The sequence below is a fragment of the Streptomyces spectabilis genome (assembly GCF_008704795.1).
GTDB lineage: Bacteria > Actinomycetota > Actinomycetes > Streptomycetales > Streptomycetaceae > Streptomyces > Streptomyces spectabilis.
Window position 1 is genome coordinate 2,384,831 of record NZ_CP023690.1, and the last position, 15,615, is coordinate 2,400,445.

At 72.2% G+C, this 15,615-nt stretch carries 11 protein-coding genes; 4 read left to right on the plus strand and 7 right to left on the minus strand.

The window, feature by feature from the left end; translation table 11 throughout:
• Positions 1-101 precede the first annotated feature (101 nt).
• The 3 genes from CP982_RS10165 to CP982_RS10175 all read left to right on the plus strand — a co-directional run bounded on the left by CP982_RS10165 (position 102) and on the right by CP982_RS10175 (position 3,061).
• Positions 102-1,109, plus strand: coding sequence for a DUF3533 domain-containing protein (locus tag CP982_RS10165; RefSeq protein WP_150510216.1), 1,008 nt, complete (start codon positions 102-104; stop codon positions 1,107-1,109).
• A gap of 45 nt (positions 1,110-1,154) precedes the next feature.
• Entirely contained in the window at positions 1,155-2,303 is a 1,149-nt protein-coding gene (locus tag CP982_RS10170; RefSeq protein ID WP_150510217.1) for an AAA family ATPase, read from the plus strand.
• Positions 2,304-2,626: 323 nt separating this feature from the next.
• Positions 2,627-3,061: a subtilase-type protease inhibitor gene (locus tag CP982_RS10175; RefSeq protein WP_150510218.1), complete on the plus strand. Its 435-nt coding sequence runs from the start codon at positions 2,627-2,629 to the stop codon at positions 3,059-3,061.
• A 94-nt stretch (positions 3,062-3,155) separates the two neighbouring features.
• On the opposite strand, the gene CP982_RS10180 is transcribed toward CP982_RS10175, so the two are convergent.
• A complete protein-coding gene (locus CP982_RS10180; RefSeq protein ID WP_184925438.1) occupies positions 3,156-4,235 on the minus strand; it encodes a helix-turn-helix domain-containing protein in 1,080 nt (359 codons plus the stop codon).
• Positions 4,236-4,398: 163 nt separating this feature from the next.
• On the opposite strand from CP982_RS10180, the gene CP982_RS10185 reads away from it, so the two are divergent.
• A complete protein-coding gene (locus CP982_RS10185) occupies positions 4,399-7,203 on the plus strand; it encodes a M4 family metallopeptidase (protein ID WP_150510219.1) in 2,805 nt (934 codons plus the stop codon).
• Positions 7,204-7,325: 122 nt separating this feature from the next.
• Here the strand turns inward: CP982_RS10185 and CP982_RS10190 are convergent, their stop codons facing one another.
• From CP982_RS10190 to CP982_RS10215, 6 genes are all read right to left on the minus strand, one after another.
• Positions 7,326-9,014: a dipeptide ABC transporter ATP-binding protein gene (locus CP982_RS10190; RefSeq protein ID WP_150510220.1), complete on the minus strand. Its 1,689-nt coding sequence runs from the start codon at positions 9,012-9,014 to the stop codon at positions 7,326-7,328.
• Positions 9,011-10,003 carry an ABC transporter permease gene (locus tag CP982_RS10195; RefSeq protein ID WP_150510221.1) on the minus strand — a complete coding sequence of 331 codons (993 nt, stop codon included), beginning with the start codon at positions 10,001-10,003 and terminating at the stop codon, positions 9,011-9,013. Before CP982_RS10195 ends, CP982_RS10190 begins: the two co-directional genes overlap by 4 nt.
• Before the next feature lie 3 nt (positions 10,004-10,006).
• The gene (locus CP982_RS10200) at positions 10,007-11,782 is read right to left on the minus strand and encodes an ABC transporter substrate-binding protein (protein WP_150510222.1); all 1,776 of its coding nucleotides are present in this window, start codon (positions 11,780-11,782) and stop codon (positions 10,007-10,009) included.
• A 56-nt stretch (positions 11,783-11,838) separates the two neighbouring features.
• Positions 11,839-12,795 carry an ABC transporter permease gene (locus CP982_RS10205; protein WP_229879032.1) on the minus strand — a complete coding sequence of 319 codons (957 nt, stop codon included), beginning with the start codon at positions 12,793-12,795 and terminating at the stop codon, positions 11,839-11,841.
• Between the two features lie 427 nt (positions 12,796-13,222).
• Positions 13,223-14,308, minus strand: a complete 1,086-nt coding sequence (locus tag CP982_RS10210; RefSeq protein ID WP_170316398.1) for a S1 family peptidase — start codon at positions 14,306-14,308, stop codon at positions 13,223-13,225.
• Positions 14,309-14,597: 289 nt separating this feature from the next.
• Entirely contained in the window at positions 14,598-15,515 is a 918-nt protein-coding gene (locus CP982_RS10215; RefSeq protein WP_150510225.1) for a slipin family protein, read from the minus strand.
• Between the last annotated feature and the right edge of the window lie 100 nt (positions 15,516-15,615).

Below are 15,615 nucleotides of genomic sequence, written 5' to 3' on the forward strand. Positions count from 1 at the left end.
CGCGCGGGCGGAGCGCCTTCGCGGACCCCGGGGAACGCTTCCGTCATCCATTCGGCCCCGCCCCACCTGCGTGCCCGGCGGGCGCCTCGGAGCGTGGGGGCATGACCTTCGCCGACGAGTTGAAGAGCGCCGTCACCCCGCGAGCAGCCCTGCTCGTCATCGGCGTCCTGGCCCTGCAGCTGCTGTTCATCACCTCCTACGTGGGGGCACTGCACCACCCGAAGCCGACGGACGTGCCCTTCGGAGTCGTCGCGCCGGGCCCCGCGGCCGAGCAGACCAAGGACCAGCTGGCCCGGCTCCCCGGGGATCCGCTGGACCCGCGCGTACTCAAGGACGAGGCCGCGGCCCGGAAGCAGATCATGGACCGGAAGATCGACGGGGCCCTGGTCGTCGACCCCCAGGGCACGAACGACACCCTCCTGGTCGCCTCCGGCGGCGGCAAGGCGCTCGCCAACGCCCTGGAGACGATCGCCACGAACGTCGAGGGCTCCCAGAAACGCACGGTGAAGACGGTCGACGTGGCCCCGGCATCGGCCCAGGACTTCAACGGCCTGTCGTCCTTCTACCTGGTCGTCGGCTGGTGCGTCGGCGGCTATCTGTGCGCCTCGATCATGTCGATCAGCGCGGGCTCCCGGCCCCCGACCCCGCAGCGCGCGGCGATCAGGCTCGGCGCCATGGCCCTGCTCTCGATCGCGGGCGGCATCGGCGGCGCGGTCATCGTCGGCCCGATCCTGGGCGCCCTGCCCGGCTCGGTCCTGGCCCTGTGGGGCCTCGGGGCGCTGCTCACCTTCGCGGTCGGCGCGATCACCCTCGCCCTGGAGGGGCTCACCGGCATCGTCGGCATCGGCCTGGCGGTCCTGCTCATCGTGGTCGCGGGCAACCCGAGCGCGGGCGGCGCTTTCCCGCTGCCGATGCTGCCCCCGTTCTGGGAGGCGATCGGCCCCGCGCTGCCGCCCGGCGCCGGTACGTGGGTGGCGCGCTCCATCGCGTACTTCAAGGGCAACGCGACCACGGGCCCGCTGCTCGTCCTCTCGGCGTGGGCGGTGGCGGGGACGGTGGTCACCCTCGTGGTGGCGCGGCTGCGCGGGAAGAGCCTGCCCGGCGTCTGAAGGCGGAACCGCCGGGTGTCAGACCCTCCTGCGACTCTGAAGAGCATGATCCGCACACTCGCCGTCGAGAACTACCGCTCGCTCCGCAAACTGATCGTCCCCCTGGACAGGCTGAACGTGGTCACAGGGGCGAACGGCAGCGGCAAGTCCAGTCTGTACCGCGCCCTTCGCCTGCTGGCCGACGCCGGCCAGGGCGGTGCCGTCACGGCGCTCGCCAGGGAGGGCGGCCTCCCCTCCGCCGTCTGGGCGGGCGACAAGAAGCAGGAGCCCGCGGGGCTGAGGCTCGGCTTCGCCGGGGACGAGTTCGGTTACGCGGTGGACTTCGGCGTCCCCCAGTCGAGCGGAGCGCAGCCGGGCGGCGGCCCGTCCATGTTCGCCCTCGACCCGGAGATCAAGCGGGAGTGCACCTGGGCGGGGCCGGTGCTGCGCACCGCCGCGCTGCTCTGCGACCGCGCGGGCCCCGCCGTGCGCACCCGCACGGCCGACGGCGGCTGGCACCGCTCCCAGGGCATCCGCCCGTACGACAGCATGCTGAGCGAGTTCGCGGACCCCCAGCTCGCGCCCGACCTGCTCAGGCTGCGCGAGCTGATCCGCTCCTGGCGGTTCTACGACCACGTCCGCACGGACGCCGAAGCGCCCGCCCGCGCGGCCCGCGTCGGCACCCGCACCCCGGTGCTCGCCCACGACGGCGCCGACCTCGCGGCCGCCCTCCAGACCATCCGCGAGACCGGTGACGACGAGGCCCTGGACGCCGCCGTGGACGCCGCGTTCCCGGGCAGCCGGGTGCGGATCGCCGACAACGGCGGGCGGTTCGAGATCCAGTTGCACCAGCGCGGACTGCGGCGCCCGCTCGGCCCGGCCGAGCTGTCCGACGGCACGCTGCGCTATCTGCTGTGGACGGCCGCGCTCCTCACCCCCCGGCCGCCCGCGCTGCTCGTTCTGAACGAGCCGGAGACCAGCCTCCACCCCGACCTCCTGCGCCCCCTCGCGGATCTGATCCTGACGGCCGCCAAGGACACCCAGGTCGTCCTGGTCACCCATGCGCAGGACCTCGCGGACGCGATCGCCGAGGGGGCGCGCCGCCACCGGACGGACGTCAACTCCATAGAGCTGCTCAAGGAGTTGGGCCAGACCCAGGTGGCGGGCCGCGACAGCCTCCTCGACGAGCCCCTCTGGTACTGGCCCAAGCGCTGACAGGAGACCTGTTCGAGGAGCACCCTCCGGCCAATCCCGACCCCTCGGCGGGGCGCGCGGCGCGACGCAGACCACCCATTCGCAGCCAGGCGCCCCGCTTTCCGGCGATCGGGAGATTCCACCCCAATGCCCACTCCCCGCCGGTCACACGGGGCGCCGGGCGCCCCGGCGCGTCCGTCGAGGCACACCACTTCACGCCACTACCCTCAGTCCTCAACCAACGACTGAAAGTAAGTGTTCGATGTGCTTTCAGTGGCGCCCTGAGCAAGACTCGCTTCCGGTTCCGTTCGTTATCCGGGAAATCAAGCAAGGGAGTGTTCGAAATGCGGTACATCACTGGAGGGATCGCCCTGGGCGCCGCCCTCGCGCTCGGCGGCCTGACCACAGCGGCCATGGCCGGTCCCGCACCCGAGCCCACCACGGCCCGGATGTACGCGCCCTCCGAGCTGGTGCTCACCATCGGCTACGGCGACAAGGCCGAGACCGCGAGCATCCAGCGCGCCGTGACGCTCGGCTGCTCCTCCGGCGGCGTCGGCAGCCACCCCGACGCGGCCGCCGCGTGCGACCAGCTGCGCTCGGTGGGCGGCAAGTTCGACGCCGTGACCAAGAAGCCGTCGTCGCGCCCCTGCACCAAGGAGTGGAACCCGATCGTCGTCACCGCCCAGGGCGTGTGGGAGGGCCGCCGGGTCTCGTACGAGCACACCTTCGCCAACCCCTGCGCGCTGAAGATCGGCGAGGGGAAGGTCTTCGCCTTCTGAGGCCACGCCGCTCGCGGCGGCCCCCCACGGCCTTCGTGCCTTCCGAAGCCCCGTCACGCCGGGACGAGTTCCCCGCGCGGCGGGGCTCATGCGGTCACGGGCCCGCGAGCCAGCCGCGCAGCGCCGCCTGGGCGCCCGCCTGGAACCGGGTGTCGGCGTCCAGGTCGTCGAGGAGGCGGCTGATCCGGCGGCGCGCGGTGTGCACATGGACCCCGAGGCGACGGGCGATCGCCTCGTCCTTGAGCCCCCCGGCGAGCAGCCGGAGCAGGTCGCGGTGCTCCTCGGGCGGGCGCCGGGCGGCACCGCCGAGCGGCAGGGCCCGCTCCCAGTGCGCCTCGAAGAGCGGGCCGAAGACCTGGCGCGGAAGGGTGCCGCGCACCACCACGGCCGTGCCGTCCTCCTCGGCGTCCCCGGCGGGCAGGAGCAGCGCGGCGCGGCCGTCCACGGCGACGAGCCCGGTGGGCAGGTGCGCGGCCGTCCGCACCTCAAGTCCCCGCTCCAGGAGCGGGGCGAGCGGGCTGAGCAGCGCGGGCGGCGCGGCGCCCGCGCGGGCCAGCACCGCCCGCACGGCGACGCCGCGCTCCAGGAGGGCCGCGATGCCCGCGCCGGGAGGCGCACCACCGGCCGTCGAGGAGTCCGCCGTCCAGGCGTCCAGGCCCGGCGGCCGGTCCAGGATCAGCACCTGCCGCTCGGCGCGGGCCAGCAGATGGTCGAGGCGGCGCCGGACCGCCGCCGCTCCCCTGACCGTCTCGACCGCCGCGACGGCGCCGGGCACGCCCGCCGGGTCCGGCTCCAGACGTTCGGCGATCTCGTCGGCCTCCCGGCGGAGGCGTTCCAACTCCGCCGCCCGGTAGTGCAGTTCCGCCTGTCTTCGGCGGATCAGGGCGCGCACGGCGGGCGCGGGCGGCACCGGGCGCGGCAGCGCCGCCGCCGGGCGGCCCGCGCCGGGCGCGGCCTCCGGCTCCGGCTCCGGCAGGGTGAAGCCGTGCTCCCGCAGCCGCGCGAGCGAACGCTCCAACTCGCCGCGAGTGATCCCCAGTTCCCGCCGCAGCTGCTCCGCGTCCAGGGCCGCCGCGGCCCGGCGCCGCAGCAGCGCCCCGTACACCCGCTCGTCCGACTCCCCCAGGCCCAGGTCGCGCAGCGCGCTCCCCTTGCCGCTCCCCACCATGGTCATGACCGGAAGTCTCACCGCGCCCCTGGGTGCACACAAGTGTGCGGCCCCACTTGTGACCCGTAGTTATTCCTTGATCAACACTCGGGCAACGACTTGCATGGCTGACGCACGTACATGACGTGCGCTCGGTTGACGTGCGCCTTTTCGGCGTGTGGAGGGGAACATGAGCAAGTCACGCAGACGGGCCCGGATATCCGGGGGCGCCGCGCTCCTGGGTGCGGCGGCACTGCTCGCGTCCGGCGTCCCGGCGGCGCAGGCCGACGACGAGACGCCCCGGGGACCGGCCACCGAGGTCGTCCCCGGCGCGGGCACCAGGACCCCGGCCCTGGTGGACGGGATCGAGGAGGCCGCCAAGGACTCGGGCAGCCCGGCCGCCGCGGCCCGCGGCCACCTCGCGGCCAAGAAGGACCGCTACGAGATCGCGGACCCGGCACGGGACCTGACGGCCGAGCAGACGCTGACGCAGGGCGGCGACGAAACGGTCCGCTTCCAGCAGAAGCACCGGGGCCTGCCGGTCCTCGGCGGTCAGTACCTGGTGCGAATGGAGAAGAAGGACGGCGACCGGGTCGTCACCGGCACCTCCGGCAAGTACTTCACGGGTCTGACGGTCGCTACGAAGGCCCAGGTCGCGGAGAAGACGGCGATCGCGCGGGCCGTCGCGGCGACCGCCGCGGGCGACGGCCGCACGGGCAGCCTGACCAAGCTGACCCCCGGGCCGTCCGCCGCCAAGGCCAGGAGCAAGGCCGAGAAGCGCACCGGCAGGGGCGGCGCCCCGCTCTCCGGCGCCTCGCACGGCCTGGTCGTCCTGCCCCAGGGCAAGGGCGTCCTGACGTACCACGTCACCGTCACCGGCACCGACCCCGTGAGCGGCGCTCCGGTCAAGCAGGAGGTGTACGTCGACGCCGCCTCCGGCTTCCCGGTGCTCCAGTACTCGGGCATCCAGTCCATAGCCGACGACGCCGACTTCCCCGGCACGACGGGCAGCGGCGTCAAGCTGGACGGTACGAAGGTCGGCCTCGACCTGACCCGGGACAAGGCGTCCGGCGCGTACCAGCTGCGTGACTACCGCCACCAGTGGGGCGGCAGCAAGAACGCGCTGACCACCTGGGACGCGCGCGGCGTCGACGCCAACGACGCGTCCGGCAGATGGCCGAGCGGCATCTCCGAAGTGGCCTCCAAGACCGAGGAGTTCGGCAAGGACGCCACCGAGTCGGGGGCCGTGGACGCGCACTGGGCGGCCGGGCAGGTCTACGACTACTACAAGAAGAAGCACGGCCGCGACAGCCTCGACGACAAGGGCATGGCCATCAACTCCCTGGTGGGCGTCACCGACGGCGGGTTCCCGTTCGTCAACGCCTTCTGGGACGGCCAGAAGATGGTGTACGGCGGCGGCGACGAGGAGACCAAGACCCTCTCCGCCGACCTGGACGTGGTGGGCCACGAGATGACGCACGGCGTCGTCGAGCACACCGCGGGCCTCGTCTACGTCGGCCAGTCCGGCGCCCTGAACGAGGCCGTCGCCGACTACTTCGGCAACGCCATCGACGTCAACGCCTCCAAGACCCCGATGAGCGACCCGAAGGCCGCCCTCATCGGTGAGGACCTGTGCCGCACCAAGGCTCCCGAGGACTGCGCCTTCCGGAACCTCAACGACGGGCGGACCACCGCCAAGGACTTCCTCGGCGTCACCATCGGCACCGACAGCGGCGGCGTGCACCTCAACTCGACGATCTTCTCGGGCGCCCTGTGGGACATCCGTGAGGACCTCGGCGGCACCCTGGCCGACCGGATCGTCTACAAGGCGCTCGCCGCGTACCTGACGCCGCTCGACGGCTACACCGACGCCCGCAACGCGGTGGTCGCCGCGGCCAAGGACCTCGGGGTCAAGGGCGCGAAGCTGCGGGCCGTGCACCGGGCCTTCGACGCGCACGGCATCACCAAGGGCTGGGAGAAGGCCATCGGCGCCGACTCCGACAAGCTGCTCGGCGACGTGAACGCCACCCGCGTCGGCGGCCGCCTTCCGAACACCGGCGCGGGCGCGGGCGGCGGCTGGTGGGCCGCGTCGAAGTCCGACGACGAGGGCCAGGAGGCCTTCTCCGTCTGGGCGGGCCGCACCGCCGGCAAGGGCGCGAAGAAGCTGATCAGCCCCAACGACGGCCGCTACCACGTCTACCCCGACACCGACGGCAGGACCGTGGCCTGGGTGGCGTACGGCCCCACCAGCGTCGAGGTCCTGTCCCGGCCGCTGGCCGGCGGCCCGGTCAAGAAGCTGTGGTCGGCGGGCACCACCGTCGCCAACGTGCACGTCTCGGGCTCGGCGGTGACCTGGCAGGAGTCCAGCCCGCACGGCCAGCAGCGGGTCGCGTACCTGCGCAAGGGCGAGCGCGAGCCGGTGTTCGTGGACGGCGGCCGCTACGACGTGGCCACCGCCCTGCCCTCGATTCAAGGCGACAAGCTCGGCTACGCCAAGGTGTACGTCGACAAGGACGGCTACCAGCAGATCTCCACGGAGATCACGGACGTGAGGACCGGCAAGCAGACCCTGGTCCCGGCCAAGGGCGCCCACGGAGGCATCGCGACCCCGGCGATCAACGGCACGTACCTGTACTGGCTGGTCGACGACATCGCCGACGACAACCGCATGGGCCTGCGCCGCGCCAAGCTCGACGGCACGGGCCTGACCGACATCGTCCCCGAGGACTCCGACAGCGCGTACTTCTGGAACGTGGACGCCTCGGACTCGGCGGTCACCCTCACCCAGTGGCAGCCGCAGCGCGGTTGGAGCAACGGCAACCTCACCAAGCTCGTCCAGACCGATCTGGACGGCAAGGGCCTGAAGCGGGTCTCCTGCAACCGCGGTGAGCAGACAGGCCACGCCGCCGACACCGGCAAGCGCGTCGTGTGGATCGACGGCACGACGGGCCACACGGACCTGGTGACCCGGGCCCGCCCGGCGGGCACCTGCTGATCCCGGTACGCGAAACGGCGGTGCCCCGCCCCCCGGTGAGGGGGGGCGGGGCACCGCCTTCGGATGCCCGGACCACCGTCCCGCCCCCTCCACGGGGCGGTGGTCCGGGACGTAGGGGCAGGTCAGACCACGGCGTCGAGCAGCTCGCGGGTGTACGCGGCGCTCGGCCGGCCGAAGACCTCGTCCCGGGTGCCGGTCTCGACGACCGTGCCGCCCCGCATGACCGCGACCCGGTCGCAGAAGTGCCGTACGACGGCCAGGTCGTGCGAGACGAACAGGAGCGAGAGGCCAAGCTCGTCGCGCAGGTCCATCAGCAGGTTCAGGACCTGTGCCTGCACGGACACATCAAGGGCGGAGACCGGCTCGTCCGCGATGATCAGCCGGGGGCGCAGGGCGAGCGCGCGGGCGATGCCGATGCGCTGGCGCTGGCCGCCGGAGAACTCGTGCGGGTAGCGGTCCAGGTGGTCGGCGGACAGGCCGACCTGTTCGAGGAGTTCCGCGGCGCGCTCGCGGCGCTCGCCCGCGCCGGCCCGGGTGTGCACCCTGAGCGGCGTGGTGACGATCTCCTGCACGGTGCGCCGCGGGTTCAGCGAGGCGTACGGATCCTGGAAGACCAGCTGCACCTCGCGGCTGAGCGCGCGGCGCAGCGCGGCGGAGCCGGCGGCGCCGGAGATGTCGCGGCCGTCGAAGCGGACCTCGCCCGCGGTCGGCCGCTGGAGCCCGGCGAGCACCCGGGCGGTGGTGGACTTGCCGGAGCCGGACTCGCCGACCAGGCCGAGGGTCTCGCCCTCGCGCACCTGGAGGCTGACGCCGCGCACCGCGCGGGCGGGCTCGCGGCGCCGCCCGAGCAGGGTGCGGCCGCCGCCGAACTCGACGTGCAGCCCGGCGACTTCGGCGAGCGGGCGCTCGGGGGGCGTGACCAGGCCCCGAGCGGCCGTGCGCGGCTTCGGCTCCGGCTCGTCGACCGTGGGCAGACGGGTGCCCGGGACGGTGGCGAGCGTGGGGGCCGCGCCGATCAGGGCGCGGGTGTAGGGGTGCTCGGGGGCGGTGAGCACCCGCTCGGCGGGGCCCAGCTCCAGCTGCTGGCTGTCGCGCATGACCAGGACGCGGTCGGCGGCGTGCGCGACCACGCCCACATCGTGGGTGACCAGGACGACGGCGGTGCCGTGCTCGTGCCGCAACTCGTCGAGCAGGTCGAGGACCTGGCGCTGGACGCGGGCGTCGAGCGCGGTCGTCGGCTCGTCCGCGATGAGCACGTCCGGGCTGTTGATCAGCGCCATCGCGATCATCACGCGCTGGCGCATGCCGCCGGAGAACTGGTGCGGGTACTCACGGGAGCGGGCGGCGGCGATGCCGACCCGCTCCAGGATGTCGACCGCCCGGTCCCCGGCCTCCGCGCGCGACGCGCCGCGGTGGTGGACGCGGTAGGCCTCGGCGAGCTGCGCGCCCACCGAGTGGAAGGGGGACAGGGCGGCGAGGGCGTCCTGGAACACCATGGCCACCCGGGAGCCGCGCAGCGCGCGCAGCGCCGCGTCGGACGCGCCGACGACCTCCGTGCCGCCGACCTGGACGCTGCCGGTGACGCGGGTCCGCGCCGGGTCGTGCAGGCCCATGGCGGCCAGGCCGACGGTGGACTTGCCCGATCCCGACTCCCCCACCAGGCCGAGCACTTCACCGCGCGCCAGGTCGAAGGTGACGCCATCGGCGGCGGTGACGGCGCCGCGCGGCCCGGTGAACGTCACGCTCAGATCGCGTACGCGCAGCGCGGGAGCGGCCTGCGGAGCGGCGCCCTTCGGAGCAGGGGCGGTCATGCGAGCCTCACCCTCGGATCGAGCCACGCGACCACGAGGTCGGCGACGGCGACGAACACCACGACGAAGAACGCGGCGAGCAGCACGGTGCCCACGACGGTCGGCAGGTCGTTCTGGACGACGGCGTCCACGGCGAGCTTGCCGACGCCGCTGAGCCCGAAGACGGTCTCGGTGATGAACGCGCCGCCGAGCAGCGCGCCCACCTCCAGGCCGAGGAGCTGCACCAGGGGCGGAGCGGCCCCGCGCGCGGTGTATCTGAGATGGGCGCGCAGCGGGCTGAGGCCCTTGCCGCGCGCGGTGCGGACGTAGCCCTCGTGCATGACCTCCAGCATCTGGGCGCGGGAGAGCCGGGCGAAGACGGCCGCGTTGACGAAGCCGAGCACGAGCCAGGGCAGCAGCAGGCCCGCGAGCCAGGCGCCCGGGTCGTCGCCGGGCGAGGTGTAGCCGGGCAGCGCGAACCAGCCGGTCCGGTAGACGAGCAGGTACTGGAGCGCGTAGCCGAGGAAAAAGATCTGCACGCTGGCGCCGACCAGGGTGAAGGCGGACAGGAGGCGGTCGGTGGGCCTGCCGCGGCGCAGCGCGGACACGAAGCCCGCGCCGACGCCGACGACCAGGATGACGGCGAGCGCGCCCGCCGCGAGCGAGAGCGTGACCGGGAAGCGGCTGGTGATGGCCGCGCGGACGGGCTCGTGCAGGGCGTAGGAGTAGCCGAGGCAGGGGGCGTCGCAGGCGATCGGGGTGCCGTCGACGTCCGCGATGGTGCGGCCCGCGAACAGGCCGCGCACATAGTCGGCGTACTGCGCGAGGACCGGCTCGTCCAGGCCCATGGACTCGCGCACCGCCGCGATCTGGGAGGCGTCGCACTTGGGGCCGCAGGCGATGACGGCCGGGTCGGACGGCGCCGCGTAGAACAGCGCGAAGGCGGTCGCGGAGATCGCGAGGAGGACCACGACCGCCTGCAGGGCCCGTCGGATGACGTAGGCGAGCATGGGTCAGGACTTCTTCAGGTACAGCCAGGCGGGGCTGATGGTGCCGTAGATCGGGTGGATGAAGGCGCCGCCGACGTTGGCGCCGCGGACCTGCTGCACGCGCTGGTGCAGGAACGGCACGACCGGCACGTCCTTCATGATCGTGTTCTTCTCCAGGGCGATCAGCTCCTTGGCCTTCTTCGTCGCGTCGCCGATCTTGGCGATGCGGTCGAGCTCCTTGTCGACGGCCGGGTTCTTGTAGCGCGGGTCGTTGTCGAGGGAGTCACGACGGCTGTCGAAGCGGTAGGGCACGCCGGTGGCCGGGGTCGGCCAGTCCACGGAGGAGCCGGACATCCACAGGTCGTACTTCGGGTCGGCGCCGCGCAGGACCTCGTTGGTGTACGCGGGCAGCGGCAGCGGCTTGGCGACCAGTTCGATGCCCGCCTTGGCGAAGGCGTCCACGAGGACCTGCGCCATGCGGTCGTTGACGGCGGTGGACTCGTACGCGTACGAGAGGCGCTTGACCTTCTTCTTGGCCTTGGCCAGGTGCTGCTTGGCCTTCTCGATGTCGCCCGTGGGCCGGACCGGGTGGGTGTCGTAGCTCTCCCAGCCGACGATGGCGGGCGAGGAGTACGTGGTGGCGATGTCGCCGACGCGCGGTCCGCCGAGGGCCTGGCGCGCCTGCTGGCGCGGCAGCAGGTAGTGGATGGCCTTGCGGACCTCGGGGTCCGCGACGCGGTCGTTGCGGATGATCAGGTGGTAGGTGAACGCGCCGCGCCGGCCGTCGACGATCAGGTCCTTCTTCTTCGGGTCGCGCTCGGCCTCGCCGATCAGCTCGGGCGGGAACTCGTTCTTGGTGGTGACGGTGTCGGCGCCGTCGCCGCGCCCGTTGAGGATCTCCTGGGCGGTGTTGAGCTCCTTCTTCTCGAAGGTGAACTCGAACTTGTCGGCGTACTGGTGGCGGATCGGGTCGGTCTCCGCCTTCCAGTGCGGGTTCTTCTCCAGGGTCAGCGACTGGTTCTGCCGGTGCTCGACGATCCGGTAGGGGCCGGACGCGAACGGCTTGAGGTCGTAGCGGGTGCCGGTGTCCTTGTCGGGGCGCACCGGCGAGGAGGAGGACTGGGCGGCCATGAACGGCACGTCGGACTGCGGCTTGTGGAAGCGGAAGACGACGGTCTTGGCGTCGGGCGTCTCGATGCGGTCGAAGTCGCCGTCCTTCTCGGGGCCGCCGTAGACCTTGCGGGCCTGGGCCAGGTCGGGCTTGCCGGTCAGCCACTGCGGCCAGTAGGGCGGGCCGACCTCGAAGCCGGGCGCGAAGGTGCGCTCGATGCCGTACTTGACGTGCTGGGAGGTGATCGGCTTGCCGTCCTCCCAGGCGAGGCCGTCCTTGAGCTTGTACGTCCAGGTGCGGCCGCCGTCGGAGGACTTGCCGATGTCGGTGGCGAGGTCGCCGACGAGCTTGGGCTTGCCGTCGACCACCTGGTACTGGGTGAGCTGGCGGCCCCACAGGAGCGAGGTGTTGTACGCCTCGCCCGCGTAGATCTTCTGCGGGTCGAGATGGGAGAAGTCGCGCAGGTTGGCGACGCGGATCGTGCCGCCCTTCGCGGCGCCCGCGACGGCGGGCGCGGGGCCCGCGCTGTCCTTGGCGCTGCCCACCCCGGCGACCAGGTCGGCCTCCTCGCGGGGCGCGGCCGCATCGCTCTTGGAGCCCGCCCCGGCGGAGCAGGAGCACAGCACGAGCATGGCGGAAGCGGCGGCGACGACGGGGACGGCCACGGTGCGCGAGGTGATCCTGGGCATGGTGAACTCCATTGCGGATGGTGCGGGTTGAGGGTGGCGCGCGGGCGCGCCGGGTCTCAGCGGCCGGTACGGGGGTCGAGCGCGTCCCGTACGGAGTCGCCGAGCAGATTGAAGGCGAGGACGAAGAGCAGGATCGTCACGCCGGGGAAGATCATGTAGGTCGGGTCGTCGTAGAAGACCTCGGAGCCGCGGGCGATCATGCGGCCCCAGTCGGGGATGGGCTCGCTGATGCCCACGCCGAGGAAGGACAGGGCGGCCTCGGCGGTGACGATGCCCGGCAGGGCGACCGTGATGTGCACGAGGACGGGCGCCCACACGTTCGGCAGGAGTTCGCGCAGCACGATGTGGCGGCGCGAGGCGCCCACGGCCCGCGCGGCCTCGACGAACTCGCGCTCGCGCAGGGAGCGCACGGTCGTCCTGAGGACCATCGCGAGGGGCACCCAGCCGAAGGCGGCGAAGATCAGCACCAGGACGGTGAACTGCATCCAGGCGGGCTCGTTCTCGCCGGGGTCGACGAAGCGGGTCTGCACGATGGGGCTCAGGGCGAGGAAGAGCAGCAGCGTCGGGAAGGCGAGCAGCACGTTGCAGACGAAGGTGAAGACCCGGTCGGCGAGGCCGCTCAGATAGCCGACGGTCACGCCGAGGAGTATCCCGAGGACCGCGATCACGGCGATGGCGGCGCCCGCGACGAGCAGCGAGGTGCGGATGCCGTACAGGAGCTGGGTGAAGACGTCGCGGCCGAGGCCCGGCTCGAGGCCGAACCAGAACTCGCCGGACATGCCGCCGTTGGGCAGCACCGGCAGGCCCTCCGGGCTGAGCAGCCCGGCCTCGTTCTGGCCGTAGTGCTCGGTGGGGTTCTTGCCGTAGAGCGCGGCGACGAGCGGCGCGGCGAGCGCGAGCAGCACGAAGAGGACCACCACGCCGAGCGCGGCGAGGCCGACGCGGTCCCTGCGGAAGGCGCCGACGGCCGCCGCGAGCGGGCCGCGGGGCTCGGTTCGTGGCGCGTCGGCCATGCTGCCCAACTCCTGATGACGTGCGGACGCGGAGGTTTCCCGCGTCGGGGTGCGCATCATTAGAGCCAGCAATACGGCGCCCTTGCAAATCCTCCACAGAAGACATTTCCGGAATGCTGCGGAGATTTACAGGGGCGCAACATTCCAGGGCCCCATAGAGGGGCCAAACGGGCATCTTGCCCGCATTGAGATCTGCATCACGCATCCGCACCATGGAAGGTCTGAACCCTCTTGCTCCTTGCTTAGCAAGGTCAGCAGTGCCGCACGCCTTGACTTTCGCCAGACGTCTACGCGCGTCACCCCTTGGGAATTCAGGGAAGGGGAATTATTCAACCCCGCTGCTTAAATCCGCCCGGCGCGCTCCCGGAAATGCGGAAGGTCCCGGAAACCGAAAGGTTTCCGGGACCCTCAAGCACCAAACCAGGCGTCAGCCGATTTTCGCCCCGAAGGCCTCCAGGGCCTCCGGCACCGGCTGGAAGAACGTCTCGCCGCCGGCGGAGCAGTCACCGCTGCCGCCGGAGGTCAGACCGAGCGCGGTGTCGCCCGCGAAGAGGGCGCCGCCGCTGTCGCCGGGCTCGGCGCAGACGTCGGTCTGGATGAGGCCGTTGACGACGTCGCCGTTGCCGTAGTTCACGGTGGCGTCCAGGCCGGTGACCTTGCCGTCGTGCAGCTTCGTGGTGGAGCCGCTGCGCTGCACCTGCTGGCCGACGGTCGCCGCGCCCGCCTTAGTGATCTTCTGTGTGCTGCCGTTGTAGAGGTTCACCTCGCTCGGGTGGGCCGTGTCACCGCTGTACTTGACGATGCCGTAGTCGTTGTCGGGGAAGCTGGAGCCCGCGTTCTCGCCGATGGCCGAGCCGCCCTGCTTGTCGGACCAGCTGGAGACGGCTTCGGTGCAGTGGCCCGCCGTCAGGAAGTGCGGGGCGCCGTCCTTGACCACGTTGAAGCCGAGGGAGCAGCGGCTGCTGCCGCCGAAGATGGCGTCACCGCCCGCGATGAGGGGCTTGAACTCCCCCTTGGAGCGCTGGAGTTCGGCTTTGCCGCCGAGCTGCTTCACGACCGCGTCCAGCTTCTGGAGCGCGGCGCCCTTGACCGTGCGGTCCGCGGTCACGACGACCTTGTTGCTGGCCGGGTCGGTGGCCCAGGACGTGCCGGGGATCGACGCCTTGCCGCTGAGCGTGGAGCGGGCGCTCTTCAGCTCGGCCAGGGAGTTCTCGACGACTCTGGCCTTGGCGCCCGCCGACTCGGCGGTGCGCACCGCGTCCTTGTCCAGGACGTTCACGACGAGCTGCTTGGCCTGGGCGTCGTAGTACGTGCCCGCGGCGTCGGCGCCCAGCTCCCGGTCGAGCGACGAGGCGAGCTTTCCGGCCTGGGCCACCGACAGCGTGTCCGGTGTGGGGGTGGGCGTGTCGTCGCTCGCGTTCGCAGTCTGGAAGGTGACTGCCGCGCCGATCAGGGCGACGACGCCCGCGCCCGCCATGGCGGCACGCCGCTTGGGTATGCGTCGGTGCTTCAACTCATGTCCTCCTGTGGGGGGGCGGCCCGCTCCGGTGTGGGGACCTCGGCGGCCGGAAAGCGTGAGCGCATGGCGGCGCGACCTTGGTGAAGCCGCGTCCATGCCAAATAGGACGCGGCCCACTATTCCCAGCCCCACAGCTCGCACACAAGGTCGACTTCAGGACGCCCGCACGGCAACACACCGCCGCCCCAAGCCTGTTGACCCAGCGTGGTCACGCCTAGTCGCGCCGGAGCCGGTCCCCGTTGCAAACACCGGGTGCGAGGGGGTGATGGGCAGCGGGTGAGGACTAGTCCTGTCTCGATTCCGATGCTTCGGCGGTGCCGGAGGGCGCGGCAGGGCCGATGGTTGAAGATTCCACTCCGCTTTCCGGCGGGGCGGCGGAGGGTGCCGGGCGGCCCGCGTCCGACGGCCCGGGGCCGGGACCCGCCTGCGCGCGCTCCAGGAACCGGAGCAGCTCGACGGGGAAGGGCAGCACGAGGGTGGAGTTCTTCTCGGCTGCGACGGCCACGACGGTCTGGAGCAGGCGGAGTTGGAGGGCGGCGGGCTGTTCCGACATCTCCTTGGCGGCTTCGGCGAGCTTCTTGGAGGCCTGGAGTTCGGCGTCGGCGTTGATGACGCGAGCGCGGCGTTCGCGGTCGGCCTCAGCCTGGCGGGCCATGGAGCGCTTCATGGTCTCGGGCAGGGAGACGTCCTTGATCTCGACGCGGTCGATCTGGACGCCCCAGCCGATGGCGGGGCTGTCGATCATCAGCTCCAGGCCCTGGTTGAGCTTCTCGCGGTTGGAGAGCAGGTCGTCCAGGTCGCTCTTGCCGATGATGGAGCGCAGCGAGGTCTGCGCCATCTGCGAGACCGCGAACCGGTAGTCCTCGACCTGCATCACGGCCTCCGCCGCGTCGACCACCTTGAAGTAGACGACGGCGTCGACGCGCACCGTGACGTTGTCCCGGGTGATGCCCTCCTGCGCGGGCACCGGCATCGTCACGATCTGCATGTTGACCCGGCGCATCCGGTCCACGAGCGGCACGATCATCGTGAAGCCCGGCCCGCGCACCGCCCGCTGCAGCCGCCCGAGGCGCAGCACCACGCCCCGCTCGTACTGTTTGACGACGCGCGCGGCGGACAGCAGGTACACCGCTCCGGCGGACGCGACGGCCGCTCCGGCCGCCACCAGTTCCTCGACCACGACGGCCCCCGGGGGTCTCATGGGGCGAACAGGGCATGCAGTACGAAGGTAACGCGCCGCCCATCCGAGGGCGAGGCCCCCGGCACGCCAAGGGAGAGCCCCCGCCCGGGAGTCGGGCGGG

Bases quoted from the DNA above. Each gene is read 5' to 3' on its own strand.
- CP982_RS10190 (WP_150510220.1), bottom strand. From the start codon at position 9,014: ATGACCGCCCCTGCTCCGAAGGGCGCCGCTCCGCAGGCCGCTCCCGCG.
- CP982_RS10195 (WP_150510221.1), bottom strand. From the start codon at position 10,003: ATGCTCGCCTACGTCATCCGACGGGCCCTGCAGGCGGTCGTGGTCCTC.
- CP982_RS10170 (WP_150510217.1), top strand. From the start codon at position 1,155: ATGATCCGCACACTCGCCGTCGAGAACTACCGCTCGCTCCGCAAACTG.
- CP982_RS10200 (WP_150510222.1), bottom strand. From the start codon at position 11,782: ATGCCCAGGATCACCTCGCGCACCGTGGCCGTCCCCGTCGTCGCCGCC.
- CP982_RS10165 (WP_150510216.1), top strand. From the start codon at position 102: ATGACCTTCGCCGACGAGTTGAAGAGCGCCGTCACCCCGCGAGCAGCC.
- CP982_RS10185 (WP_150510219.1), top strand. From the start codon at position 4,399: ATGAGCAAGTCACGCAGACGGGCCCGGATATCCGGGGGCGCCGCGCTC.
- CP982_RS10215 (WP_150510225.1), bottom strand. From the start codon at position 15,515: ATGAGACCCCCGGGGGCCGTCGTGGTCGAGGAACTGGTGGCGGCCGGA.
- CP982_RS10175 (WP_150510218.1), top strand. From the start codon at position 2,627: ATGCGGTACATCACTGGAGGGATCGCCCTGGGCGCCGCCCTCGCGCTC.
- CP982_RS10180 (WP_184925438.1), bottom strand. From the start codon at position 4,235: ATGACCATGGTGGGGAGCGGCAAGGGGAGCGCGCTGCGCGACCTGGGC.
- CP982_RS10205 (WP_229879032.1), bottom strand. From the start codon at position 12,795: ATGGCCGACGCGCCACGAACCGAGCCCCGCGGCCCGCTCGCGGCGGCC.